Consider the following 25067-nt stretch of genomic DNA (forward strand, 5'->3'; position numbering starts at 1 on the left):
GATCCTCCCTGCGGCGCAGCCGTGGGGAGGGGGACCGCCGCGAAGCGGTGGTGGAGGGGCCGCGACGGTTGCGCCAAGGGCCCCTCCGTCAGCGCTGCGCCAAAGGCGCAGTTTATCCTGAGCGCCTGCAAGGCAGTCGAAGGGCGCTGCCACCTCCCCATCGCTGCGCGACAGGGAGGATCGGCGACGGCCATTCTCCACCCCAAAGCCGACCTCACGCCGATGCCATATACACAACCGCCGCTCAGCGCGCTTTCGACGCCCCCGCGTGGCGGATGATCCGGTCGATCAGCCGCCGCTCCTCGCTCGTCGGCTCGGCGGGTTCGATCCCGACATCGGCGGGCTTGCGGCGGCCGAACAACGGACGGCGGACGGGAAGAAAGGGGGAATATCGCATCGGGGGCACGCCTTGCTCGTGCGGCCGCCCCCCCGGCACCGCATGGGGTCTGGTCCCCGCGACAACCCTCGCGCGCGGCGCCTTGCCCAAGGATTAAGGGGTAAGGTTACTGCTTCCTTTGCGGAACCGAGAAAGTGCCGGTGACGCGCCCGTTGGTGCCGCCGGTGATCGGATTGCCGTCGGGGCCTCTTGCGGCGCCGCGTCCGTCGACCGTCGCGCGGCCGCTGTTGAGGTCAATCACCAGCCGCCCGCCGCTCAGGTGATTGCCGCCCTGGTTGAGCTGGACGTTGCCGACCATCGTGATCAGCCTTTTGTCGAGGTCATAGATGGCGACATTGCCCTTCGCGGTCTCGTCGCCCTTGTTCACCGTCACCCCGCCGGTCGCGTCGAGGCGGTTGACGTCGGTGCCGCCCGAGCGCGTGTAGGCGACGGTCATCCGCGGCGCCTTCACCGTCAGCCCCGCCTGCGTCACCGTCACCCCGCCCGCCAGCACGACACGGTCGGCGCGGTCCTGCACCTCGATGCTGCCGGCGTCGAAATCGACCGGGGCATTGCTGTTGTGGTTGGCGAGCGCCTGCGCCCGCGCCGGGGCGCCGCCGCCGGTCGCGAGGATGCCCAGGCTGGTGAGCGCGAAGCCCGCCCCCGCGAGCATGGCGCTCTTCATCGTCCAAAGCCCCTTCATTTCTTCAGCGCTCCCTGGTTGATCCGAAGCTTGGCATTGCCCGACAGGCGCACGATGCGGCTGTCGAGGTCGGCGACAAGCTGGTTGGCCGAAAACCGGCCGATGTTCAACGTGCCGTCGACGCCGCCGGTGCCCGTGAGGCTGCGTGCTTTCAGGTCGATCGCGACATTGCTCGCGTCGATCGCATAGCCGTCGGCGCTGCGCACCTTCACCGTGCCGGGCACCGACACCTTCTCGCTATCCATATCATATTGCCCCTCGGCGGCGGCGATCGTCGCCGGGCCGTCCTTCAGGCGAATCGCGCCCGAAAGCTCCTGCATCCGCACGATCGGCTCGGCCGAGCTTTTCTGCACCGCGCTCCCCGCGAGCAGGGCAAAGGGCTGACCCTTCGAATCCTGGCCGCGATATTCGGCGCGCGTCACCTTCATCCGCTCGCTCGCCATGTCGACCTTGTCCTTGGCGAGCAGGAAGCTGATCTCGGTGCGCTGGGTGAAGGGCGAGAAGACGAGGACCGCGGCGATCACCCCGATGATCAGCGGCAGGCCATAGCGCAGGCTGCGCACGACGCGGTCGTGGCTCGACCCTTTCGCGGCCCACAGGCGGCGCATCGTGCGGTCATGGTCGGCGCGTTCGGACATGGTCTTTCTTGCGAATCGCTTTTCAGGTGTGCGCGAAAATATCGGTTTCGGGCCAGCCCGCGAGGTCGAGCGCCGCCCGGGTCGGCAGGAAATCGAAGCACGCCTGCGCCAATCCGGTGCGCCCCTCGCGCGCGAGCCGGGCGTCGAGCACCTCCTTCATCGCGTGGAGGAAGCGCACGTCGCTCGCCGCATAATCGCGCTGCGCGTCCGAAAGTTCCGCCGCGCCCCAGTCGCTCGACTGCTGCTGCTTCGACACGTCCTGGCCGAGCAGTTCGCGCACCAGTTCCTTGAGGCCGTGGCGGTCGGTATAGGTGCGAATCAGCTTCGAGGCGATCTTGGTGCAATAGACGGGCGCCGTCACCACCCCCAGCGCGTGCTGGATCGCGGCGATGTCGAAGCGGCCGAAATGGAATATTTTCAACCGGTTCGGGTCAGTGAAGATCGCCTTCAGCACCGGCGCGTCATATGTGCTGCCGGGCTTGAAGCGGACGAGGTGCTCGTCGCCCGATCCGTCGCTGATCTGGACGACGCACAATCGGTCGCGCAGCGGATTGAGGCCCATGGTCTCGGTGTCCACCGCGACCGCGCCGGGGCCCAGCGCGCCCTCGGGCAGGTCTTCTTCGTGAAAATATACGGTCATGGGCCTGCCTTAGGCGAAGGCGCCGCGCCGCTCAATGACTGGTTTCGCCGGGGAGGGCGCGACCGGCCCGGCTCCGCGCAAAGCCAGCAAAATTGCCTATCGCTGCCATGAATTTTCTGTTCGCAGACTGTGGATAATTAGGTTATATCTTGCGTTCTTGGCGGCACGGGGCGAGTCTGTGCCCATGGTGAACTGCGTCCCCGTCCGGCGCAAGGAGCCGGTTCAATGGGGTGTGGACGACCGAAAGCGACTAACAGACTATGAGTTTCAACAAGGATCGCCGCGGCCAGCGGGGACGCGGCAAGCGCGATGATTTCGGCAATTTCGACAGCTTTGAACCCGCACCCTATGGCGGCGACAGCTATGGAGGCGGCAATCGCGGCGGTGGCTTCGGCGACCGCGGCGGTTTCGGCGGCGGTGATCGGGGCGGCGGCTTCGGTGGCGGCGATCGCGGCGGCTTCGGCGGCGGACGCGGCGGCGGCATGCCGGCGCAGGTCGTCGGCGAGGGCCAGGGCACGGTGAAATTCTTCAACCCGTCGAAGGGGTTCGGTTTCGTCGCGCGCGATGACGGCGGCGAAGACGTCTTCGTCCACATCAGCGCGGTCGAGCAGGCGGGCCTTCAGGGTCTCGCCTCGGGCCAGCCGCTCGGCTTCACGCTCGTCGAACGCAACGGCAAGGTGTCGGCCATCGATCTCAAGATCGAGGGCGAGCCGATGCCGATCGAGGAATTCGCACCGCGCCGCGACGACCGCGGCCCCGGTGGCGATCGTCCGGGCGGCGCCCGCGGCCGGCGCCAGCTGACCGGCGAGCGCACCTCGGGCACGGTGAAATTCTTCAACACGACGAAGGGCTTCGGCTTCATCGCGCGCGATGACGGACAGGCCGACGCCTTCGTCCACATCAGCGCGGTGCAGCGCGCCGGCATGGCCGGCCTCAACGAGGGCGACCGCGTCGCTTTCGACATCGAGGTCGATGATCGCGGCAAATTCGCCGCGGTGAACCTGCAGCCCGAATGAGCGGCACGCTTCGCTAAAAACGGAAAGGGCGCCCGCGGGCGCCCTTTTTGTTTTGAGAGGCAGCAAATCCCACATGGTCGCCGCCTTGACGCTACCTCTCTTTCATCGTCACCCCGGACTTGATCCGGGGTCCATTCAAAGCAGCGCTGGAAGAATGGATTCCGGATCAAGTCCGGAATGACGAAAAAGCAGATCATTGCGTCCAAACGGACCGTGAATCTCCAACTCAATACCCCAAGGTCGCCTCGAGGAACCAGATCCGCTGCTGCGTCTCGTCGGCCCAGCCGTCGACCAGCCCGCTCGTCGCGATGTCGCCGTCCGATTCGGCCGCCGCCTTGGTCTCCTTGAGCTGGTCGAGCAAGGTCCGGTTGTCGGCGGCCAGCGCCTTGATCATCGCATCGGGTTCGACCGAGGCCGCGTCGTCGTCCTTGATCGACTGGCGCCGCGAGACGTCGCCGATCGAGCGCAGCGTCGGCGCGCCATTCTTGCGCACGCGCTCGGCGATCAGGTCGGTCGTCGCGAGAATCTGCGCCGCCTGCTCGTCGAACAGCAGGTGCAGCTCGCGAAAGCGCGGCCCCTGCACATGCCAGTGATAATTCTTCGTCTTGAGATAGAGCGCGAAACTGTCGGCGAGCAGCGCGTTGAGCGCATCGGCGACGGCGGGCTGGTTCTTCTTGTCGGACATGGGAGAATCCTTTCTGTTGTTGGCCTCTAGATAGGACAAACGCGCCGAAAAGGCCCATGGAAGCATTTGGTCGCTATCATCGACAAAAACGATGAAACCCGAAATGCGGATCGGTCCCTACAGGCCAAAGGCGCCCATCGCGGTCCGCACGCCCCACAGCGCCAGAACCGCCGCGCTTCCCCAGCGGACGAAGCGCGCCCCGCGGCGCCCGGCGGTCGCCGCGCCAAAGGCGAGGAAGGGCAGCATCGCCAGCACCCAGCCGATCATCCCCCCCGCCGCCGCCCACAGCCCCGCGCCGCTCGTCGCCGCAAGCGCGCCGATCAGGAAATGGCTGCGGTCGCCGAATTGAAGCGCCAGCATCCGCCCCGCCAGCATCGCCGGCGACGCCTGTTCGGCGCCCGCATCGGCCAGCGGAGCCGCGCGCCATAGCAGCGCGACCGCCGCCGACAGCATCGCCGCCGCGACGAGCAACTGCGCGACGCCCTGTCCGATCATCCGGTTGGCAAGGGCCCCCGCAAAGGCGGCAACCAGCGCGTGGATCAGGAACGCGCCAAAGACGATGACGACCGTGACCCGGCGGCCCGGCCGCACGGTCAGCAGATGCGACAGGAAAAGTCCCGCGCGCCCGTCGGCATTGGCGAGGGCCACCGCGACAAGGGCGAGCATGATCGCATCCATGGGAGCGGCCTGCGGCCTCGGCGCCCCGCCGTCAATGCCCCAATCGCATCGCGACCAACGCCAGCCACGCTTCCTGCGCGCCGCTGGGCAGCGGCCCGCGCGGCGCCGCGACCGCGTCGCTCATCGCGTCGAGATAGGTCAGGATCGCGGCGCGATAGCCGCCGCCCGCGACCGCCGATTCGAGCCGGCTCGCCAGCGTCTCGACCGCGCCGAAGCCGTGGTCGCGCGCCAGGCAGCGGATGTCGTCGATGCCCTGCACGATCTGCGCCAACGCACAATGCGGCAGAGCTTCGGCAAGCGCCCCGATCTGCCCGCTGATGCGGTTCTGGATGTCCTGGAATGGATCGGTCTGGATCGCCATATTCGCCCCCTGTCCCTTGTGGGAACGATGCGCGCATATGGTTAAGACGCGGTTAGCGGTGCCGCGTGGGTGAATCGGCGGCCTGCGCCTGCTTGCAGCGATACATGTCGCGGTCGGCGGCCGCCAATATCTCGGACTCGGTCGCCCCGGCGCGCAGCATCGCGACCCCGAAGCAGGCCGACAGCGCGATATCGTGCCCGTCATAGAGCGCCGGGATCGCGCTCAGCACATGGCGCAGCCGGTTGATCTGGACGCGCGCGCCCTCTTCGCTCGACTGGTCGAGGATCAGCCCGAACTCGTCGCCGCCGATCCGCGCCGCGACGTCGGTCGCGCGAATCGATTCGCCGAGGCGCTTGGCGATTTCCATCAGCGCGAAATCGCCCGCGGCATGGCCGAAGCTGTCGTTGATATATTTGAGCTGATTGACGTCGACGAAGACCACCGCGGCACTTTCGGCATGACGCTCGAAGCGCGCGAGCCGCTGGTGGATCGCGGTCAGGAAATAGCGGCGGTTGAACAGCGGGGTCAGCGTATCGCGCTCGGACACGCGCTCCAACTCGGCGACCGCGATCTTCAGGATGCGGTTCTCGCGGCGAAGCCCGTCGCGTTCGCGGCGCAGTTCGCGTAGCTGGTCTTCGATGGAGTCGACGGATACAAAGCCGGTCCGGTCGACCGCTATCCGTGCCCCCCCTGCGATATCCATTCCCAGTCCCCGGTGCGACCCACATCTCCGCCGGCCGGATTGCCGACAGCTCTATCCATCTGCATCTGTTAGCTGCGACTGGATACCAATCGGTAAACGCGCGGCCCGAAATGCGGCGTGCCCCGCGGGCGTTGCCCCGCTGCGGGACAGCCGCTAGGGGGAAGGCGGCGGCGATTCATCGTCGGCGCGGCCGGGACAGGAGGGTGACGGATGGGCGATGCAGCCCCAGCGGTGGGCGTGATCATGGGCAGCCAGTCGGACTGGCCGACCATGGCGCATGCGGTCCATATCCTCGAGGAGTTCGGCATCGCGCACGAGGTGCGAATCGTCTCGGCGCATCGCACCCCCGACCGCCTGATCGACTATGCAAAAAGCGCGGCCGGCCGCGGTTTGAAGGCGATCATCGCGGGCGCCGGCGGCGCCGCGCACCTACCCGGCATGGTCGCTTCGATGACGCGGGTGCCGGTGCTCGGCGTCCCCGTCCAGTCGGCCGCCTTGAGCGGCGTCGACAGCCTCTATTCGATCGTCCAGATGCCCGGCGGCATTCCGGTGGCGACCTTTGCGATCGGCAAGGCAGGGGCGACCAACGCCGGTCTGTTCGCCGCCGCCTTGCTCGCGACCGAAAGCACCGATCTGGCGCAAAAACTCGACGCCTGGCGCGCGGCGCAAAGCGAAAGCGTCGCCCCCACCCCCGTTCGCGAGGGCTGAACGCCGGTGCTCTCCCCCGGCTCGACCATCGGCATTCTCGGCGGCGGCCAGCTCGGCCGGATGCTCGCCGTCGCGGCCGCGCAACTCGGCTACAAGGTCCACATCTTTGCCCCCGATGCCGAAAGCGTCGCCGCCGAAGTCACCGCGCACCACAGCCAGGCCGCGTGGGACGACGAGCCGCGCCTCGCCGCCTTCGCCGCCGCCTGCGACATCGTCACCTTCGAGTTCGAAAATGTCCCCGTCGACACCGTCCGCTTCCTGTCGGGCCATGTCGCGGTGCATCCCGGCGCGCAGGCGCTGGAGGTCGCGCAGGACCGCCTTGCCGAAAAAAGCTTCGTCGCCGATCTCGGCGGCCGCACCGCACCCTTCGCCGCCGTCCCCGACCGCGCCGCGCTCGATGCGGCGCTTGGCGAGATCGGCGCTCCCGCCATCCTCAAGACCGTGCGCATGGGCTATGACGGCAAGGGACAGGCGCGCCTTGCCCACGCCGCCGACGCCGATGCCGCGTGGGAGACGATCGGCCGCCACGCCGCGATCCTCGAAGGCTTCGTCGCCTTTGCGCACGAATTTTCGGTGATCCTCGTCCGCGGCATCGACGGCGAAATCCGCTTCTGGGATTCGCCGGTCAACGTCCACGAAGACGGCATTCTCGCGACCGCCAGCCTGCCGCCGCCGCCGATCGTCCTGGATCAGCAGGACGAGGCGCGCGCGATGATGGCGAAGGTCGCCGACGCGCTCGACTATGTCGGCGTCCTCACCGGCGAATTCTTCGCCACCGACGCGGGACCCGTGTTCAACGAAATGGCGCCGCGCGTCCACAACAGCGGCCACTGGACGATCGAGGGCGCGGTGACGAGCCAGTTCGAAAACCATGTCCGCGCGATCGCCGGCCTGCCGCTCGGCAGCACCGCGACCCGCGCGCTGCCGGTCGTGATGCGCAATTTGATCGGCGACGGAATCGCGCAAATCCCCGCGCTGCTCGCCGACGAAAATTGCCGCGTCCACCATTATAGCAAGACCGAGGTCCGCGAAGGCCGCAAACTCGGCCATGCCACATGGTGCGGAGCCACTCCGGCATGAGCCGCCCCGAGATCACGCTGATCCTCGCGCGCGCCGCCAACGGCGTGATCGGCGCCGACGGCAAGATGCCGTGGCACCTCCCCGCCGACCTCCGCCGTTTCAAGCAGCTCACCATGGGCCGGCCGATGATCATGGGGCGCAAGACCTTCGACAGCCTGCCCGCGATCCTCGAGGGCCGCCGCCATATCGTCCTCACCCGCGATGCGGACTGGCAGGACGAGGGCGCGGAGGCCGCGCACAGCATCGAGGAGGCGCTGAAGCTCGCCAACGCGCCACAGGTGATGGTGATCGGCGGCGCCGAAATCTATCGCCTGTTCCTGACCATGGCGACGCGCATCGAACTGACCGAAGTCGCGCTGGAGCCCGCGGGCGATGCGACGATCGCCTATCCCGACGCGGCCGACTGGCAGGAAATCGCGCGCGAGGATCATGCCGCAAGCGAGGGGCGCCCGGCCTACAGCTTCGTCACCTTCACGCGCCGGACGAAATAGGGGGAGAAAAACATGCGTCGCTGGCTGATCGGCCTATTCGCGCTGCTGCTCGTCGCAGCGGCCGCCTTCTTCCTTCTCGCGCCGGGCATGATCGAGCGCGGCACGAACAAGATCGACAGCAAGCCGCTGCTGCACGTCAGCGACCACGCCAAGGCGCTGCACAAGACGCTGACGATCGTCGACCTGCACAGCGACAGCCTGCTCTGGAGCCGCAATTTCCTGAACCGCGCCGACCGCGGCCATATGGACCTGCCGCGCCTCGAAGAGGGCAATGTCGCGCTGCAGATATTGTCGAGCACGACCAAGGCGCCCAAGGGCCAGAATTACGACGCGAACAGCGGCGACACCGACATCGTCACCGCGCTCGCGATCGCGCAGCTCCAGCCGGTGCGGACGTGGAACTCGCTGCTCGAACGCTCGCTCTGGCACGCCGAGAAACTGCACCGCGCCGCCGCCGCCTCGGCGGGCAGGCTCGTCGCGGTTGCGACGCAGGACCAGCTCGACGCGCTGCTCGCCGCGCGGCGAACGAAAGTGCCGCCGCCCGTCGGCGCAATGATGAGCGTCGAAGGGCTGCATAACCTCGAAGGCCATATCGACAATCTGGACAAGCTCTACGCCGCGGGCGTCCGCATGGCGGGGATCACCCATTTCTTCGACAATGAGTTCGCCGGGTCGATGCACGGCATGAAAAAGGGCGGCCTCACCCCGCTCGGCCGCGAGGTCGTCGCGCGGATGGAGACGATGGGGATGATCGTCGATGTCGCCCATTGCAGCCACGCCTGCGTCGCCGACATCCTCAAGGTCGCGCGCCGCCCGGTCGTATCGAGCCACGGCGGGGTGCAGGCGACGTGCAAGGTCAACCGCAACCTCACCGACGACGAAATCCGCGGCGTCGCCGCGACCGGCGGCGTCGTCGGCATCGGCTATTGGGACGCCGCGGTCTGCGACACCTCGCCCGCCAGCGTCGCCAAGGCGATGAAGCATGTCCGCGACCTCGTCGGCATCGAACATGTCGCGCTCGGCAGCGACTATGACGGCGCCACCACCGTCCGTTTCGACACCTCGAAGCTGGTGCAGGTGACCGAAGCGCTGATCGAGGCGGGCTTCACCGACGACGAAATCCGCGCCGCGATGGGCGGCAACGCGATCCGCGTGCTGCGCGCAGGGCTGGTCCCGCTGACGCCGCCCCCTGCCGTCGCGCCAGCGCCATGATCCGCCTCGACGGCCACGACCGCATCCCCGAAGCCCTGCGCGACGGCGTGATCGCGCTCGGCAATTTCGACGGCTTTCACCTCGGCCATCAGGCGGTCGTCGGGCGCGCCGTCCATCATGCGACCGACGATGCGCGGCCATGCATCGTCGCGACCTTCGACCCGCATCCGGTGCGCTTCTTCAAGCCCGACGTCCCGCCCTTCCGCCTGACGACGCTCGCCCAGCGGCAGGAGCTGTTCGCCGCCGCGGGCGCCGATGCGATGCTTGTCCTGCCCTTCGACGCGACGCTCGCCGCGACCACGGCCGAGGATTTCATAACCGAACTGCTGCTGGATCGCTACGGCGCCGCGGGGGTCGTCACCGGCGCCGATTTCGTGTTCGGCAAGGGCCGCGGCGGCAATGTCGTCACCCTCGCCGACCACGCCCGCCGCCTCGGCTTCTTCACCGAAATGGTCGCGCCGGTCGACGACGCACAGGAAGTCGTCTCGTCGAGCCGCATCCGCGACGCGCTGCGCTCCGGCGACTGCGCCACCGCGACGCGCCTCCTCACGCGCCCCTTCACCGTCCGCAATGTCGTGCAGCACGGCGACAAGAACGGCCGCCTGCTCGGCTTCCCGACCGCCAACCTCGACATGGGTCAATATCTGCGCCCGCGCTACGGCATCTACGCGGTCACCGGCCGCCTTCCCGATGGCCGCATGCTCAAGGGCGCAGCGAATCTCGGCATCCGCCCGAGCTTCGACCCGCCGAAGGAATTGCTCGAACCGCATTTCTTCGACTTCGCCGAAGACCTCTACGGCCAGGAAATCGACGTCGCTTTCCACGCCTTCATCCGGCCCGAGGCGAAGTTCGACAGCATGGACGCCCTGATGGCGCAGATCGCGGCCGATTGCGACGCGGCGAAAACCCTGCTCGCCGAGCTGTAACCATCATCCGGGGGGATGGCATGACCGACAACGACGACTGGGCCGCGGCACTCGAAGGCCCGACCAGGAAGCCGATGAAGCGCGGCACCAAAATCTTCCTTTGGGCCTTCGCCGCGCTTGTCGCCTGGCTCACCCTGTCGAACGCCAGCTGGCTCGCTCCCGATCCCGCCGGAAAGCGCGTCCTCATCGCCCATCGCGGCGTGGCGCAGCTTTTCGATCATGGCGGGGTCACCGACGATACCTGCACCGCGACGCGCATCTTCACGCCCGAACATAATTATATCGAAAACACCCTGCCTTCGATGAAAGCGGCGATCGGTCGCGACGCGGGCATGGTGAAATTCGACGTCGCGGCGACGAAGGACGGGCAGGTCGCGGTCTTCCACGACTGGGCGCTCGATTGCCGCACCGACGGCAAGGGCCCGATCCGCGACCGCACCATGGCCGAGCTGAAGGCGCTCGACGTCGGCTATGGCTACACCGCCGATGGCGGCAAGACCTTCCCCTTGCGCGGCAAGGGCGTCGGCCTGATGCCCAGCCTCGATGAGGTGCTGCACGACCTCGGTCACGCCTCGCTGCTCGTCAATTTCAAGTCGCGCGACCCCAGCGAGGCCGAACTCGTCCTCACCAGCTTCGCACGCGCCGGGATTGATCCGAACCAACCGCGCTTCGGCTTTTTCGGCGATGCGCGGCTGATGCAGGTCATCCGCGCCAGGGCGCCCGAGGCCTGGACGATGGACCCCGAAAGCGCCAGGCGCTGCACGAAGGATTATATCAAGTTCGGCTGGTCGGGCTGGTATCCGCCGAGCTGCGTCGGCGGCACGATCATCGTCCCGCTCGACTATCAATGGGCCTATTGGGGCTGGCCCGACCGCCTGCAGGATCGCGCCGCGAAGCACGGCACGCGCGTGCTGTTCGTCGGTCCGCGCGGCAGCGACACGGACGGCATGGGACTGACCGAGGTCCAGCAGCTCACCCGCATCCCGGCGAGCTTCACCGGCTATGCGTGGATCGACGATATCTACAACCTCGGTCCGGCGCTGAGGCCACGGCAGAAATAGCGCCAGCCGAAGGTTTGCGCGCACGCGAATCTGCGCTAAGCGCCGCGACCATGAGCGACACTGCATCCAGCCCAGAAGCGCGCGATTATCGCGACACCGTCTTCCTGCCCAAGACCGACTTTCCGATGAAGGCCGGCCTGCCGCAGAAGGAGCCGCTGATTCTCGCCAAATGGCTCGAGGGCAATCTCGAGGGGCAGATTCGCGAGGCCCGCAAGGGCCGCGACCAGTTCATCCTCCACGACGGCCCGCCCTACGCCAATGGCGACATGCACATCGGCCATGCGCTCAACCATATCCTCAAGGACATGGTCGTCCGCACCCAGACGCTGAAGGGCCGCGACGCGCCTTATGTTCCCGGCTGGGACTGCCACGGCCTCCCGATCGAGTGGAAGGTCGAGGAGCAATATCGCAAGAAGAAGCTCAACAAGGACGAGGTTCCGGTCGAGGAATTCCGCGCCGAATGCCGCGCCTATGCCCAGCATTGGGTCGACACCCAGCGCGAGCAATTGAAGCGCCTCGGCATCGGCGGCGACTGGGACCATCCCTACCTGACGATGGATTATGAGGCCGAGGCCACCATCGTTCGCGAACTGCTCAAATTCGCCGCCAACGACATGCTCTATCGCGGCGCCAAGCCGGTGATGTGGTCGCCGGTCGAAAAGACCGCGCTCGCCGAGGCCGAGATCGAATATGAGGACATCGTCTCGACCCAGATCGACGTGGCGTTCGAAGTAATCGCGGCGCCAAACGCTCCGGCAATTCAAGATTTGCTCAATCTCGGTCAGAAAGTCCAAGCGGTCATTTGGACTACCACCCCTTGGACAATCCCTGTCAACCAGGCGCTCGCTTATGGGCCAGATATTGATTACGTAATTTTGCAACAAGGCGGTGGTGGCCTCAACGCGCTCATTGCAGAGAAATTGACTGATGATTTCTTGGACAGATTCGCAACCACCCATCCAGATGAGCACTTTGAAATTTTTTGCCGCGTCAAAGGCTCTGACCTCGCCGGAATAACGGCTCGCCATCCGATGTGGTGGAAATTCGTCGATAGCAACTTTTACACGCGCCCGCGCCCCTTCCTCGCGGGCGATTTCGTCACCACCGACAGCGGCACCGGGCTCGTCCATATGGCGCCCGACCATGGCGAGGATGATTTCGACCTCTGCAAGGCGAACGGCATCGACCCCGTCTTCGCGGTCGAGGGCGACGGCAAATATCGCGCCGACTGGGCGTGGCTCGGCGGTCAGGGCAGCGTGATCAACCCCAAGTTCAACGCCCCCGACGGCCCGATCTGCTCGGACCTCCGCGATGCGGGCGGTCTGCTCGCCGCCAGCGCCGACTACAAGCACAGCTACCCGCATAGCTGGCGCTCGAAAGCCAAGGTCATCTTCCGCTGCACCCCCCAATGGTTCGTGCCGATGGACAAGGTGATGACGCATATCGAGCCCAAGACGCGCGGCGAAAAGCGCTGGGAGAGCGAAGGCGGCGCGATCAACCCCGCCGAGGAAAGCCTCTGCGCCGCCCCGACGCTGCGGCAGGCGGCGATGCAGGCGATCGACGACACGCGCTTCGTCCCCGCCAAGGGCCGCAACCGCATCGGATCGATGGTCGAGGGCCGCCCCGACTGGGTGCTCAGCCGCCAGCGCGCATGGGGCGTGCCGATCACGCTCTTCGTCGATCGCAAGACCGGGCAATATCTCAACGACCCCGTGGTCAACGACCGCATCGTCGCGGCCGTCCGCGAATCGGGCGTCGACGCATGGAGCGATGCGCGCGCGCAGGACTATCTCGGCGACGCCTACAACGCCGCCGACTACGAGCGCATCACCGACATTCTCGACGTCTGGTTCGATTCGGGCTGCACCCACGCCTTCGTCCTCGAAAGCGGCCGCTGGCCCGCGCTCGTCCGCCACGACGGCTCGACCCACAGCGCCGACCTCTATCTCGAAGGCAGCGACCAGCATCGCGGCTGGTTCCAGTCGTCGCTGCTCGAAAGCTGCGGCACGCGCGGACAGGCGCCCTACAAGGCGGTGCTGACCCACGGCTTCACCATGGACGCCAAGGGCTTCAAAATGTCGAAGTCGCTCGGCAATACGATCAGCCCGATCGACCTGATGCGCGACTATGGCGCCGACATCCTCCGCCTGTGGGCGCTCAGCGTGGACTTCACCGAGGACCACCGCATCGGCAAGGAAATCCTGACCGGCGTCGCCGACCAGTATCGCAAGCTGCGCAACAGCTTCCGCTACCTGCTCGGCGCCTTGGAGGGCTTCACCGAGGAAGAACGCGTCACCGACGTTTCGGCGATGCCCGAGCTCGAACGCTATATGCTCTCGCTGCTCGCCGAGCTCGACGCGAAGATGGCGCAGGCGGTCGATGACTTCGACTACAACACATACACCCGCCTGCTCGCCGATTTCTGCAACGAGGATCTGTCGGCCTTCTATTTCGACATCCGCAAGGACGTCCTCTACTGCGACCTCGGCCCCGCCGCCCCGCTCGGTACCGACACCCGCCGCGCCTATCGCAGCGTGCTCGATGTGCTGTTCCACGCGTTGGTGCGCTACGCCGCGCCGGTGCTCGTGTTCACCAGCGAAGAAGTTTGGGGGACGCGCTATCCCGATGCGGGCAGCGTCCATCTGCTCGAATGGCCGACCGTGCCGGCTGCCGAAGCGGATTTCGCGACGCGGACGAAATGGAAAGACATTCGGACCGCTCGTAGCCTCGTAAATGAAGCGATCGAACCCCTCCGCCGTGACAAGATAGTTCGCTCCAGCTTGGAAGCCGAAGTAATCCTCAGCGTTCAGGATTCGACGGCCGCCGCCGCATGTCGGTCGGTAGACATGTCGGAAATCTGCATCACGGCGTCCTGTCACATCGCCGATGATAAGGATGGTGTAGTGGTAACCCGCACCGAAAACCACAAATGCGGCCGCTGCTGGCGCCACCTCCCCGAGGTCGCCGACGACGGCGCCTTGTGCAATCGCTGCGAGACGGTATTGGGCGAAGGATGAGCCAGCGCTCCCCCCATCTCGGCTTCGGCCTCCTCGTCGCGGCCGTCGCCTTCGTCCTCGATCAACTCGCGAAGTGGGTCGTCACCGTCCCGCTGTCGCTGGAAACCCAGCCCGGCCGGTCGATCGAGTTCACCTCTTTCTTCAACCTCACCTGGGCGCAGAATTACGGCATTTCGCTGTCGATGTTCTCCGACCAGTCGCCGACGACGCGCTGGATTCTCGTCGCGGTGACCGCGGCGGTCGCGCTCGCCGTCGCGTTCTGGATGACGCGCGAGAAGGCGAAGGGCGACGTAATCGCGCTCGCGCTGATTCTTGGTGGCGCGCTCGGCAATATCGTCGACCGCGTCCGGCTCGGCTATGTCGTCGACTATGCCGACCTGCATTTCGGGTCGTTCCGCCCCTTCATGATCTTCAACGTCGCCGATGCCTGCATCACGATCGGCGTCGTTTTGCTGGTTGCGCGCGCGCTGCTCTTGGGCGAAAAGGCCCCAGCCGCGGGCGCCACGCCGCCTGCCGAGTAAACGGGGCGAATTGGGAGTATTTAGTCAAGTGAACCGGACCACCGCCATTCTCGCCGCCTCGATTCTCGCGACGACGCTGTCGGCCTGCGGATCGAACAGCCTGTTCAGCCGCGACCGCCCCGATGAAATGGCGGTGTCGCGTCAGGCGCCGCTCGTCGTGCCGCCCGATTTCGCGCTGACCCCGCCCGCCCCGGGCGCCGCGCGCCCGGGCAACGAGACCACCGCCGAACAGACGCTGAAAGCGCTCTTCGGCGGCGACGCGACGCGCAGCGCGGCCGAAACGCAGGTCATCGGCAAGGCCGACGGCGACCGCGCCGACCCCGGCATCCGCAGCAGCGTCGGCAGCCCCGACACGCAGGTCGTCGACAAGGGCCTCGTCACCCGCGACATCGTCTTCGCCCCCGAAGGCGACGGCCGCGACGCCAGCGCCTCGATCCCCGGCGCCTGAGCGCCGGGCCGGAGCGGTTTCCGGCCCGTCCTGATTCGACAGTCTCTATTCGGCCGCGGCGGGCAGATGCGCGACCAGCGCGCGTAGCGCCGCGACATGGGCATCGAGCGCCGACGCACCGGCGCGGGTCAGGGACGCCCAGGTCCGCTGGCGACCGCCGACCGCGGCCTTGCGCAAATGGACATAGCCGGCGTCGCCCAGCACCGCGAGATGCTTCGACAGCACCGAATCGCTGACATGGGTGATTTCGCGTAGCTTGGCGAATTCCATTTCGCTGACTTTCGCGAGCAAGGCCGCGATCTGCAACCGTGCCGGCGGATGCAGCAGCATATCGATCGCGTCGACGCTCACGCCGCCCCCCGCATCAGTTCGCGGCGATAAATCCGGGTCCACGCGACGCTCGCACCCAGCGACACGACAAAGGCGATCCCCGCGATCCCCAGCTTCGTCGCCACCGACAGGCCGCTGATATGGGCATGGATTTCGGCCGCCATCGTGACGATCAGGACACCGAGCAAGGCCAATGTCACCGGCAGCGTCGCGCCTTTGCGATATCCGTTGACGAAGACGCCGTAACGCCGCCGGTCGTCGGTCACCAGCCACGCGACGCCCGCCATCGCGATGACGACGGACGGCAACTGGATCGCCGGGCCGAAGCCGACGCCCAGCACCAATATCGTTAGGACCGCGCCGAAGGCGGCGTGCCGCCACGGCGGGCAATAGGTGGCCTTCAGCGCAAGGTCGCGCTGCGCCGCATCGATGCTGTCGAGTGCGGCGCGGGCTTCGATCGGATTCATGAAACGGCTCCTTAACTTTCCAATATGGAAAGCGATAACCGTCTCTTTCCATATTGGCAAGTCTTTACTTTCCAGTTTGGAAAGAAATGCCGGCGGCTATCCCGCGACGATCCGCACCGGCATATGCGTAAAGCCATGCAGGAACGGGCTCGGCAGCCTTTCGGCCGGCCCCTGCGGCGCAATGCGGATGCCGCGCGCGACGATTTCCTCGATCAGCGTGCAGAGCTGGATTTCGGCCAGCCGCGCGCCGACGCAGCGATGGATGCCGTGCCCGAAGGCGACGTGTCGCCGCGCATTCTCGCGCCCGACATCGAAGACATCGGCGTCGGCGAACACGCTCTCGTCGCGGTTCGCCGAAATATACCAGAGGATCACCTTCTCGCCCTTGCGCAAGGACTGCCCGCCCAGCTCGACGTCGCGCGTGCAGGTGCGCCGCATATGGGTGACCGGCGACTGCCAGCGGATGATCTCCTGCGCCGCATTGGGGATCAGCGACGCATCGGCGCGCAGCCGGTCGAGTTCGCCCGGAAAGCGGTGCAGCGCCTCGACCAGCCCGCTCATCGAATTGCGCGTCGTATCGTTGCCGCCGACAATCAGCAGCGCGATGTTCGCGAGCCGCTCCATCGGGTTCAGATTCCCCATCGCCTCGCTATGCACCATGCGCGACAGCAGGTCGTCGCTCGGCGGCAGCGCTTTGCGCGCGGCGAATTCGGCGTCGAAGCGCGCGAGCATCGCCTGCATTTGCGCCATCCATTCGGCGCGATATTCCTCGGTCGCGGTCTCGGGCGAGACATTGCCGCCATAGTCCGACCAGCGCTTGAGGTCGTGGCGCTCTTCCCACGGAAAATCGAACAGGATGCACAGCATCCCGATCGTCAGCGGCACCGAGACGCTTTCGACCCAGTCGAACGTCTCGCCGACCGGCAGCGCGTCGAACAGCTCGCGCGTCCGCTGCTTCACCGTCTTTTCGCGCTCGCTCATCTGGCTCGGGCTGAAGGCGGGCGAGATCACCCGGCGCTGCGCGGTATGCACCGGCGGGTCGGCGGCGATGAAATTGGGCAGGTTCGATTGCGGCGGCGGATCGGCGATGACGATATTGCCATTCTCCCACGACGAGGAGAAGGTCGCGGGGTCGAGCTCGACCGCCTGTACCAGCGCGTGCGTCGCCACCGACCAATAACCGCCATAGGGGCTGTCTGCGCACCAGCTCACCGGCATCTCGGCGCGCAGCCGCGCGAACGGCGCGCGCCATCTGTCCTCGACATAGAGCGCGATGTCGCTGACATCGACCGGGCTCACCGCCCGCGCTTCGTCCACCACCGACGCCATATCGCTCTCCCGCTATCGCTTCGTTTTGCGGGAGTGTAGCCGCGCCGGATCGCACCGCAAGCCGGCGCGTGCGGAAAAGCGGGCCGTGCGCCGCGCGGGCCGCGGCGACGCACGGCCCCGGTTCACATCTTGCGCGCGGGCTTCGGCGCGGGCTTGGCCGCCATCGCGTGATGCTGCGCGGGCCGATGATGCTTCGCCGCAACGCGATGCTTCGCCGTGCGGTGCTTCGCGACGTGGTGCTTTGCGGCGGCATGATGCTTCGGCACGGCGTGATGCTTCACCGCGGCGGCATGGCCTTCGCGCTGCATGCAATTGTCGGTCACGGTCTTCGAACAATAGGGCGTCGCGCTCTGGGCGGTCGCGGCCGTCCCCGACAGTGCGAACAGCGCGGCGGCGCCGATCGCGGCAAGGGTGAACTTCGGCATGACGGATTTCCTTTCATCCCATGGAGAGGATGGGGAAGATCGCACGCCCCGCATGGCGGCAGCGCGTCCGCCACATTACAATCCTGCAATGCGGGCCTGCGATGCGGGCGAAGTCAGCCCCCGCCGGCGGCATGGAAATCATGCACGAACAGCCCCGGCGTGCGGCTGTCGAACAGCGCCTGCAATTCGCAGCCCTTGCTCTTCTGCTTCTTGCAATTCGCTTCCGCCGCCGCCTTCGCCCGCTTGGCCGATGTTTCGACCGTCGCGCTGTCGTCGCCGCCGTTCATGCGATAGGCCTGGATGAAGCCGTTGCCGGTCAGCGCGTTCGAATCGCACTTGTGCTTCGTCGCGTCGGCGCACGCCTTGATCGCCGCCGCGATCGCCTCGTCGGCACCCCGATAGCCGCTCGCGACATAGAGCTTGCCGTCATAGCCGTCGGCCGCGTTGCCGACGACCCACGCCGACGCCGCGAAAAATTTGCGGACCCCGGCGCCGGGAAAGCGGTGGTTGGTGCTCGACCGGATCGTCGCGAAAACCTCGCACGGCAGCAATTGCTTGGCCGAGCATTCGGCGAGCACCTGCTTGCGCTCGGCCCCGCCCTCGCCGGCCCAGCCCTTGTAGAAATAACCCTGCCGGTCGCGGATGACCGTCATCGACGAATTCCACCACGTCCCCGCCGCGGTGCAGCCGCCGCCCATCACCGCGTTGCACGCCGCCAGCACCTCGCTCTCGCCGACATTATTCGATCCGACGTAATTGCCGTCGACCCACACGTCGGCGGCGTCGGGGTGCCAGGCCATCGCGGCATAGCTGTTGTTCGGCGCCGGCGCGGGGGCGGGCGCCGCGGCCGAATCGTCACGCACGCACAGCGGGATCGGCGCGACGCCGTTGCCGCCCTGCGTCATTCCGACCATCCGCTCGCCGGGCCCCGGACCGTTGCACGGATATTGCGCGTGCGCCGCCGCCGGCCACAAGGCCCACGCCAGCAGCACCGCCAGCATCTGCATCACACGCCGCATATCGAATCCCGTCATATCCCGACCCTTTTATCCAGTTGATAAGACGGCCCTAATCGCATTCTCCCTTAGCGAAAGTGTTCGCGGTCACAAGCGGCGCATGGACAGTGCGCGCGCCGCCGCCTATAACCCGCCCATCCCCGGGGAGCCTGTGTGCGGAAACAGGTTGAGAGCGGAACAACCCGCGACCCGTTGAACCTGATCCGGGTAATACCGGCGGAGGGAGGGTCGGTATTCCTAGCCCGGAATCCCCATCTTCGCTCCGATAACTGGAGCGAGAGCACATGGCCGACATCGATTCCCGCATTGAAGCGAAACTCGGCGCGATCGGCGTCACCACCGGGCCGATCCGCGGCAGCCGCAAGGTCCATGTCGCGAGCCCCACCGGCAGCGGTATTCGCGTCGCGATGCGTGAGATCGACCTCGACCCGCACTCGGGCGAGCCCAGCGTCCGCGTCTACGACACCAGCGGCCCCTACACCGACCCCAATGCGAGCATCGACATCGCCGAAGGCCTCCCCGAACTGCGCGCCGCCTGGATTCGCGCCCGCGGCGACGTCGAGGAGGTGACCCAGCGCGAGGTCCGCCCCGAGGACAACGGCCAGCTCGGCCCCGACCGCAGCGGCGGCGTCCCCGCCTTCCCCAACGTCCGCAAGACGGTTCTCCGCGCCAAACCGGGCGCGAACGTCAGCCAGATGCACTACGCCCGCCGCGGTATCATCACGCCCGAGATGGAATATGTCGCCACCCGCGAGAATCTCGGCCGCGAGCGCCTCGCCGAATATATCCGCGACGGGCAGGACTGGGGCGCCAGCATCCCCGACTACGTCACCCCCGAGTTCGTCCGCGAGGAAGTCGCGCGCGGCCGCGCGATCATCCCGAACAACATCAACCACCCCGAAAGCGAGCCGATGGCGATCGGCCGCAACTTCCTCGTCAAGATCAACGCCAATATCGGCAACAGCGCGGTCGCGTCCGACGTCGCGAGCGAGGTCGACAAGATGGTCTGGTCGATCCGCTGGGGCGCCGACACCGTCATGGACCTGTCGACCGGCCGCAACATCCACGACACGCGCGAATGGATCATCCGCAACTCGCCCGTGCCGATCGGCACCGTCCCCATCTATCAGGCGCTCGAGAAAGTCGGCGGCATCGCCGAGGAGCTGACGTGGGAGATTTTCCGCGACACGTTGATCGAGCAGGCCGAGCAGGGCGTCGACTATTTCACCATCCACGCCGGCGTCCGCCTTCCTTATGTGCCGCTCGCCGCCAAGCGCGTCACCGGCATCGTCAGCCGCGGCGGCAGCATCATGGCGAAATGGTGCCTCGCGCATCACAGGGAAAGCTTCCTCTACGACCGCTTCGACGAGATTACCGAGATCATGAAGGCCTATGACATCGCCTACAGCCTCGGCGACGGCCTCCGCCCCGGCAGCATCGCCGACGCGAACGACGAGGCGCAATTCGCCGAGCTCTACACGCTCGGCGAGCTCACCAAGCGCGCGTGGGAACAGGATGTGCAGGTGATGATCGAGGGCCCGGGCCACGTCCCGATGCACAAGATCAAGGAGAATATGGACAAGCAGCTGGAGGCGTGCGGCGAGGCGCCCTTCTACACGCTCGGGCCGCTCACCACCGACATCGCGCCGGGCTACGACCATATCACCAGCGGCATCGGCGCCGCGATGATCGGCTGGTACGGCACCGCGATGCTCTGCTACGTCACGCCCAAGGAGCATCTTGGCCTCCCCGACCGCGACGATGTGAAGGTCGGCGTCGTCACCTACAAGCTCGCCGCCCACGCCGCCGACCTCGCCAAGGGCCACCCCGCCGCCAAGGTCCGCGACGACGCGCTATCGAAAGCGCGCTTCGAATTCCGCTGGCGCGACCAGTTCAACCTGTCGCTCGACCCCGACACCGCCGAGCAATACCACGACCAGACGCTTCCCGCCGAGGGCGCCAAGTCGGCGCATTTCTGCAGCATGTGCGGGCCGAAGTTCTGCTCGATGAAGATCAGCCAGGAAGTCCGCGAGTTCGCGAAGCTGCAAAATCAGGACAGCGCCGGCTTCATCGCCGCCGAAGAGGCCGAAAAGGGCATGGCGGAGATGAGCGAGGTTTATGAGGAAACCGGGCGCGAGCTGTATATGGGCGCGGGGGGCCGGGAGCATGATTGATATCGCTACCGACTAGAGCGCACAGTTAAATGGTGTAAACAATGCGTTCGGTCTTGAGAGGGGCGATAGCTAGTGACTGCAAAATTCGTACAGCCGAGCACTGGCTTGACCGCCTTCTCATGCCCTCACTGCAGCGCGCTCACTACTCAGTATTGGAGATCTATAAAGGCAACATTCAAGCCAGATGAAAACTCTGCGCCTTTGAGAATAACCAGTTTGCAAGAAGAAAAAGATTTTTTTCTCAAAGACATACAAGACAAAGAAAAAAGAAGGGACTTTGAGCTGTTTCTCGAAAGGCTGCACTCTGGCACGCCCTTCATAGAAGGCCGGCATGAGCGATATACCGAACACGTGCAGAACGCCGATATCTCGGAATGCTACAACTGCAAAAAATTAGCATTCTGGATTGGCAACGAATTGATCTGGCCTCACCTTAATGAGGCACCGATTCCCAACGCCGATATGCCAGAAGAGATTCAGAGAGACTTCTTGGAAGCAGGTCAGATCGCTCGTCAGTCCCCCCGTGGCAGTGCAGCCTTACTTCGTTTGTGCATTCAAAAGATTTGCATTCATCTTGGCGAAGAAGGAAAAAACATAAATAGCGACATATCTTCTCTAGTAAAAAAGGGACTCGACGTCCGGGTTCAAAAAATGCTGGATGTGGTTCGGGTTATAGGAAATAACGCCGTGCATCCGGGAGAACTCGATATTAGAGATGACAGAAAGGTCGTCGAGCAACTTTTCTCACTGGTTAATATGATAGTAGATTCTATGATCAGCCAGCCGAAAGCTATAGAAAAACTATATGCTGGTCTTGGAGAGAAAATACATTCCGCGATTGATCGACGCGATATGAAATAAGGGAAGAGGATGGAACAGGACGTCAAATGCCCAGTCTGCCTATCTCTTGACGAATACCGCTGTGTCAGCACGCCCTTCCTGCACGACGCGTTGCTGTTCAATTGCGAGGTTTGCGGTAAGTTCGCTCTATCAAGAACAGTTATAGACGATTACCTCGACTTAAGAATGCCGGGCATGACACCCATGCGCCGCGCCGCTCTATCTCACAAAATCCGTCAGTTTACCGACAATGATGAGCGCCCAAGTTTGTGGACCACGGACAGCCTTTCGGATTTTTGTGAAGGCGACAATGTACTTCCAACGCCGTCGCAGCAGGTCGTGAACATTATCAGGTACATTGGAGAACGGATCGAAGAATCTGGCAAAACGCTAGGTAAACTTCCGCCATCCTTCCATGCTGCCGTGGGCTCTCCAAACCGTTCATTCTGCATGAACCTAGTTATTGAAATTGAGGGGCGCCGTCTAATTACCTGCACTTCGATGCAGGCGCTGAGTGGCCCACCCTTGGTTCAACAAGTTGGACTCACGCTGTCGGGATGGGACATCTATGAGCAAGAAAAGTCAGGAAAAATATCCACTAAAACGGGATTTATGGCTCTCAGGTTCGGAGAAGCCATTCTGGATGCTCTACTGAAAGACCATATAAAACCGGCAGTATGAAGCGCCCCGGGTTTCCCGGAGGCTCCTACTTGTGAGAAGAAGGAGCCACGATGAGCAAGACGACGAACAAGTTTTCACCTGAGGTCCGCGAACGCGCTGTCCGGATGGTTGACGAGCACCGCGCCGATTACGGATCGGAATGGGCGGCGATGACCTCGATTGCAGGCAAGATCGGCTGCACGGCAGAGACGCTGCGCCGCTGGTGCCGCGAGGAGGCGAGCCGACGAGCGGGGCCAGCGGCGCAAACCGCCAGCGACAAGGATCGGTTGAAGCTGCTTGAGCGCGAAGTGAAAGAGCTTCGCCGGGCCAACGAGATCCTGCGCAAGGCGTCGGCATATTTTGCGCAGGCGGAGCTCGACCGCCCCGGCAAATGGTGATGTCGTTCATCGACAGCCACCGTGAGGAACTGGGTATCGAGCCGATCTGCCGCGAGTTGGCAATCGCCCCATCCTCCTACCACGAACATGCGGCCCGGCTTGCTGACCCTGCCAAACGGTCAGCGCGAGCCCGGCGCGATGACGAGATCAAGCAGCAGATCAAGCGTGTCCACGACGACAGCTCCGGCCTCTATGGCACGCGCAAGGTCTGGCACCAGATGCGCAGAGAGGGAGCGACAGTAGCCAAATGCACGATCGAGCGGCTGATGCGCGCCATGGGCTTGACAGGGGTAAGGCGCGGAAAGACTTGCGTGACGACCGTCAGCAATCCCAAAGCTCCATGTCCGCTCGACAAGGTGAACCGGGAGTTCCGCGTCAGCCGGCCGAACGCGTTGTGGGTGGTCGACTTCACATATGTCCATAGCTGGGCGGGCTTTGTGTATGTCGCCTTTGTGATCGACGCATACGCGCGACGGATCGTTGGCTGGAAAGTCAGCACCGCACCCACCGCCAGCTTTGTCCTGGATGCTCTGGAACAAGCGATCCACGCCCGACAGCCCAGTCCGGAAGATGGGCTGATCCATCACAGCGATCGCGGCGTTCAATACCTGGCTATGAATTACACCCAGCGCCTGGCGGAAGCAAAGCTGGTGCCTTCTGTCGGCAGCGTCGGCGATTCCTATGACAACGCCTTGGCCGAAACCATCAATGGCCTCTACAAAGCCGAGGTCATATGGCGCCAACGGTCATGGCCGAGCGCATCGGCGGTCGAGATGGCGACCTTGAACTGGGTCGAATGGTTCAACAACCATCGCCTCTTCGGCCCCATCGGATACATCCCGCCCGCCGAAGCTGAGGCCAATTACTATGCAACCGTTGAGACCCTCGATATGGTCGCATGACTCAAACGAAACAGCCTCCAGAAAACCCGGGGCGCTTCAGTAAACTCTCTGGGATATCATCTTGTTGACATGAGAGATGTCAGCAAAGCCGGAATCATCGACAACTTAATGAGGATTCAAATTAGAGATTCAGCCTTTGTTTTAGCTGACTTAACACATGAAAACGCGGGCGCATATTGGGAGGCAGGTTATGCCGAAGGTTTAGGAAAACCTGTCCTCTACATTTGTGAGAAGGCAAAATTCGATGAAAGGAAGTCGCACTTTGACACCAATCATTGTACGACGGTGCTCTGGGAAAACGACAATCCAAGCAACTTCACACAAGATCTGATCGCTACGCTTAAGCGTTCCCTCGACATCTAACTGTCCGCCATTCGCGCCAAATCCCCACACCATGCTACACTCCCACCCATGCGCGCCCGGAACCCCCTCTATGTCATGGCCAAGCCGCCGCCGGAGGTGCAGGCGCAGATCGCCGCGCTGCCGCGCAACGACCCCGGGCGCGGCCCCGCCCTGCTCCATGTCACGCTCATCTCGCTCTACGACCTCCACCATGCGCCGCCCGAGTGGCTGCCCGCGACCATCGCCGCGCTGGACGGCTTCGCCGCGCCCCCCTTTCCGCTCCGCTTCGACCGGATCGAGAACCGCAAGGCGGTGACGCTGCGCACGCGCGAGCCGCTGGCCGAGGCGCGGGCGTTTCAGAAGGCGCTGGTCAACCATCTGGTCGCCGCAAAGGCGCCGATCATGGACGGCACCACCCCCGAACCGCATATCACGATCAACTATCGCGGCGACCGGCTGGGTTCGCAGACATTCGGCGCGCTGAAATTGCCGCCGATCGGCTGGACGGTCGACGAAATCATCCTGACCGAAAGCATCGTCGGCAAGACCACCCATGTCGAACACGGCCGCTGGCCCCTCCGCGGCGGTGTGGGCTGACGGTGGCTGCTTTGGGCGGGAAGCGGATATTCCCCTTCCTGAAAGGGGGGGGGTTAGGGGTGGGTAGCGAGCGTAGCGAGCCGGAAGGAAGAGCGCCGCCTTCGGCGGCCACCCACCCCCGCCCCTCCCTTCCAGGGAGGAGAGAAGATAGCTCCGCAATCGGTCGCAAGCGGACATCTCCTATCTTCGTCATCCCGGACTTGATCCGGGATCCATTCATCCGACGATGAGAGAGTGGATCGCGCATCACGTCCGGGATGACGATGCAAGCTATGTCCGCTGCCAGCCGGAGACCGACATATGTTCTCCCCCGCCCGCGCCGA

Annotated in this window: 29 protein-coding genes, 1 riboswitch and 1 other annotated feature; of the genes, 16 read left to right on the forward strand and 13 right to left on the reverse strand. The window is 64.9% G+C overall.

Features of this window, described 5'->3' with window-relative positions; genetic code table 11:
- Nucleotides 1-244: 244 nt before the first annotated feature.
- The 4 genes from VHO04_RS16610 to VHO04_RS16625 all read right to left on the reverse strand — a co-directional run bounded on the left by VHO04_RS16610 (nucleotide 245) and on the right by VHO04_RS16625 (nucleotide 2357).
- Nucleotides 245-397 (reverse strand): hypothetical protein, encoded by a 153-nt coding sequence (locus VHO04_RS16610; RefSeq protein WP_329629350.1) that lies wholly within the window; start codon nucleotides 395-397, stop codon nucleotides 245-247.
- Nucleotides 398-503: 106 nt separating this feature from the next.
- Entirely contained in the window at nucleotides 504-1079 is a 576-nt protein-coding gene (locus VHO04_RS16615) for an LptA/OstA family protein (protein WP_329629351.1), read from the reverse strand.
- Nucleotides 1076-1717, reverse strand: a complete 642-nt coding sequence (gene lptC, locus VHO04_RS16620) for an LPS export ABC transporter periplasmic protein LptC (RefSeq protein ID WP_329629352.1) — start codon at nucleotides 1715-1717, stop codon at nucleotides 1076-1078. The genes VHO04_RS16615 and lptC overlap by 4 nt, the downstream gene beginning before the upstream one ends.
- A 22-nt stretch (nucleotides 1718-1739) precedes the next feature.
- On the reverse strand, nucleotides 1740-2357 hold the full coding sequence (locus VHO04_RS16625; RefSeq protein WP_329629353.1) for a ribonuclease D: 618 nt from the start codon (nucleotides 2355-2357) through the stop codon (nucleotides 1740-1742).
- Between the two features lie 260 nt (nucleotides 2358-2617).
- Between VHO04_RS16625 and VHO04_RS16630 the strand changes: the two genes are divergently transcribed.
- Nucleotides 2618-3373, forward strand: coding sequence for a cold-shock protein (locus tag VHO04_RS16630; protein ID WP_329629354.1), 756 nt, complete (start codon nucleotides 2618-2620; stop codon nucleotides 3371-3373).
- A gap of 226 nt (nucleotides 3374-3599) precedes the next feature.
- On the opposite strand, the gene VHO04_RS16635 is transcribed toward VHO04_RS16630, so the two are convergent.
- From VHO04_RS16635 to VHO04_RS16650, 4 genes are all read right to left on the reverse strand, one after another.
- A complete protein-coding gene (locus VHO04_RS16635) occupies nucleotides 3600-4058 on the reverse strand; it encodes a DNA starvation/stationary phase protection protein (RefSeq protein WP_329629355.1) in 459 nt (152 codons plus the stop codon).
- 117 nt (nucleotides 4059-4175) lie between these two features.
- Nucleotides 4176-4736: a hypothetical protein gene (locus VHO04_RS16640; RefSeq protein WP_329629356.1), complete on the reverse strand. Its 561-nt coding sequence runs from the start codon at nucleotides 4734-4736 to the stop codon at nucleotides 4176-4178.
- Between the two features lie 31 nt (nucleotides 4737-4767).
- A complete protein-coding gene (locus VHO04_RS16645; RefSeq protein ID WP_329629357.1) occupies nucleotides 4768-5097 on the reverse strand; it encodes a hypothetical protein in 330 nt (109 codons plus the stop codon).
- A 52-nt stretch (nucleotides 5098-5149) separates the two neighbouring features.
- A complete protein-coding gene (locus VHO04_RS16650) occupies nucleotides 5150-5800 on the reverse strand; it encodes a GGDEF domain-containing protein (protein ID WP_329629358.1) in 651 nt (216 codons plus the stop codon).
- Nucleotides 5801-6010: 210 nt separating this feature from the next.
- Between VHO04_RS16650 and purE the strand changes: the two genes are divergently transcribed.
- The 9 genes from purE to VHO04_RS16695 are packed head-to-tail and all read left to right on the forward strand — an operon-like array spanning nucleotide 6011 to nucleotide 15264.
- Entirely contained in the window at nucleotides 6011-6508 is a 498-nt protein-coding gene (gene purE, locus VHO04_RS16655; RefSeq protein ID WP_329629359.1) for a 5-(carboxyamino)imidazole ribonucleotide mutase, read from the forward strand.
- A gap of 6 nt (nucleotides 6509-6514) precedes the next feature.
- A complete protein-coding gene (locus tag VHO04_RS16660; protein WP_329629360.1) occupies nucleotides 6515-7588 on the forward strand; it encodes a 5-(carboxyamino)imidazole ribonucleotide synthase in 1074 nt (357 codons plus the stop codon).
- Complete coding sequence (locus VHO04_RS16665) at nucleotides 7585-8079, forward strand: dihydrofolate reductase (RefSeq protein ID WP_329629361.1); 495 nt, start codon at nucleotides 7585-7587, stop codon at nucleotides 8077-8079. The genes VHO04_RS16660 and VHO04_RS16665 overlap by 4 nt, the downstream gene beginning before the upstream one ends.
- 12 nt (nucleotides 8080-8091) lie before the next feature.
- Nucleotides 8092-9291, forward strand: a complete 1200-nt coding sequence (locus VHO04_RS16670) for a dipeptidase (RefSeq protein ID WP_329629362.1) — start codon at nucleotides 8092-8094, stop codon at nucleotides 9289-9291.
- On the forward strand, nucleotides 9288-10217 hold the full coding sequence (locus tag VHO04_RS16675) for a bifunctional riboflavin kinase/FAD synthetase (RefSeq protein WP_329629363.1): 930 nt from the start codon (nucleotides 9288-9290) through the stop codon (nucleotides 10215-10217). The genes VHO04_RS16670 and VHO04_RS16675 overlap by 4 nt, the downstream gene beginning before the upstream one ends.
- Before the next feature lie 20 nt (nucleotides 10218-10237).
- Nucleotides 10238-11278 carry a glycerophosphodiester phosphodiesterase family protein gene (locus VHO04_RS16680; RefSeq protein WP_329629364.1) on the forward strand — a complete coding sequence of 347 codons (1041 nt, stop codon included), beginning with the start codon at nucleotides 10238-10240 and terminating at the stop codon, nucleotides 11276-11278.
- Nucleotides 11279-11328: 50 nt separating this feature from the next.
- Complete coding sequence (ileS, locus tag VHO04_RS16685; RefSeq protein ID WP_329629365.1) at nucleotides 11329-14295, forward strand: isoleucine--tRNA ligase; 2967 nt, start codon at nucleotides 11329-11331, stop codon at nucleotides 14293-14295.
- Nucleotides 14292-14816 (forward strand): signal peptidase II, encoded by a 525-nt coding sequence (lspA, locus tag VHO04_RS16690; RefSeq protein ID WP_329629366.1) that lies wholly within the window; start codon nucleotides 14292-14294, stop codon nucleotides 14814-14816. The genes ileS and lspA overlap by 4 nt, the downstream gene beginning before the upstream one ends.
- A gap of 28 nt (nucleotides 14817-14844) precedes the next feature.
- On the forward strand, nucleotides 14845-15264 hold the full coding sequence (locus VHO04_RS16695; protein ID WP_329629367.1) for a DUF3035 domain-containing protein: 420 nt from the start codon (nucleotides 14845-14847) through the stop codon (nucleotides 15262-15264).
- Nucleotides 15265-15309: 45 nt separating this feature from the next.
- Here VHO04_RS16695 and VHO04_RS16700 read toward each other — a convergent pair whose 3' ends face one another.
- The 5 genes from VHO04_RS16700 to VHO04_RS16720 all read right to left on the reverse strand — a co-directional run bounded on the left by VHO04_RS16700 (nucleotide 15310) and on the right by VHO04_RS16720 (nucleotide 18849).
- Nucleotides 15310-15615, reverse strand: a complete 306-nt coding sequence (locus VHO04_RS16700) for a transcriptional regulator (protein ID WP_329629368.1) — start codon at nucleotides 15613-15615, stop codon at nucleotides 15310-15312.
- Nucleotides 15612-16061 (reverse strand): hypothetical protein, encoded by a 450-nt coding sequence (locus VHO04_RS16705; RefSeq protein WP_329629369.1) that lies wholly within the window; start codon nucleotides 16059-16061, stop codon nucleotides 15612-15614. The genes VHO04_RS16700 and VHO04_RS16705 overlap by 4 nt, the downstream gene beginning before the upstream one ends.
- Nucleotides 16062-16157: 96 nt before the next feature.
- Entirely contained in the window at nucleotides 16158-17390 is a 1233-nt protein-coding gene (locus VHO04_RS16710; protein WP_329629370.1) for a cytochrome P450, read from the reverse strand.
- A gap of 122 nt (nucleotides 17391-17512) precedes the next feature.
- Complete coding sequence (locus tag VHO04_RS16715; RefSeq protein ID WP_329629371.1) at nucleotides 17513-17815, reverse strand: hypothetical protein; 303 nt, start codon at nucleotides 17813-17815, stop codon at nucleotides 17513-17515.
- Nucleotides 17816-17928: 113 nt separating this feature from the next.
- The gene (locus VHO04_RS16720; RefSeq protein WP_329629372.1) at nucleotides 17929-18849 is read right to left on the reverse strand and encodes a DUF4189 domain-containing protein; all 921 of its coding nucleotides are present in this window, start codon (nucleotides 18847-18849) and stop codon (nucleotides 17929-17931) included.
- 113 nt (nucleotides 18850-18962) lie between these two features.
- A riboswitch (TPP riboswitch) is annotated at nucleotides 18963-19073 on the forward strand.
- A 42-nt stretch (nucleotides 19074-19115) separates the two neighbouring features.
- Here VHO04_RS16720 and thiC point away from each other — a divergent pair.
- From thiC to VHO04_RS16750, 6 genes are all read left to right on the forward strand, one after another.
- On the forward strand, nucleotides 19116-21005 hold the full coding sequence (gene thiC / locus VHO04_RS16725) for a phosphomethylpyrimidine synthase ThiC (protein ID WP_329629373.1): 1890 nt from the start codon (nucleotides 19116-19118) through the stop codon (nucleotides 21003-21005).
- Between the two features lie 72 nt (nucleotides 21006-21077).
- Nucleotides 21078-21866, forward strand: coding sequence for a DUF4145 domain-containing protein (locus VHO04_RS16730; RefSeq protein ID WP_329629374.1), 789 nt, complete (start codon nucleotides 21078-21080; stop codon nucleotides 21864-21866).
- A gap of 9 nt (nucleotides 21867-21875) precedes the next feature.
- Nucleotides 21876-22526: a hypothetical protein gene (locus tag VHO04_RS16735; RefSeq protein WP_329629375.1), complete on the forward strand. Its 651-nt coding sequence runs from the start codon at nucleotides 21876-21878 to the stop codon at nucleotides 22524-22526.
- A gap of 50 nt (nucleotides 22527-22576) precedes the next feature.
- Nucleotides 22577-23805, forward strand: a protein-coding gene (locus VHO04_RS16740; protein ID WP_329629376.1) for an IS3 family transposase whose coding sequence is annotated in 2 segments (ribosomal slippage) — nucleotides 22577-22865 and nucleotides 22865-23805 — 1230 coding nt in all. Because the reading frame shifts where the segments join, the coding sequence is not laid out codon by codon here.
- Nucleotides 22858-22972 (forward strand) — a sequence feature (AL1L pseudoknot). It overlaps the preceding gene by 115 nt.
- A 69-nt stretch (nucleotides 23806-23874) precedes the next feature.
- Nucleotides 23875-24168 carry a hypothetical protein gene (locus VHO04_RS16745; RefSeq protein WP_329629377.1) on the forward strand — a complete coding sequence of 98 codons (294 nt, stop codon included), beginning with the start codon at nucleotides 23875-23877 and terminating at the stop codon, nucleotides 24166-24168.
- Between the two features lie 48 nt (nucleotides 24169-24216).
- On the forward strand, nucleotides 24217-24744 hold the full coding sequence (locus tag VHO04_RS16750) for a 2'-5' RNA ligase family protein (RefSeq protein WP_329629378.1): 528 nt from the start codon (nucleotides 24217-24219) through the stop codon (nucleotides 24742-24744).
- Nucleotides 24745-25067: the final 323 nt, after the last annotated feature.

The organism is Sphingopyxis sp. (assembly GCF_036261875.1).
Classification (GTDB): Bacteria; Pseudomonadota; Alphaproteobacteria; order Sphingomonadales; family Sphingomonadaceae; genus Sphingopyxis.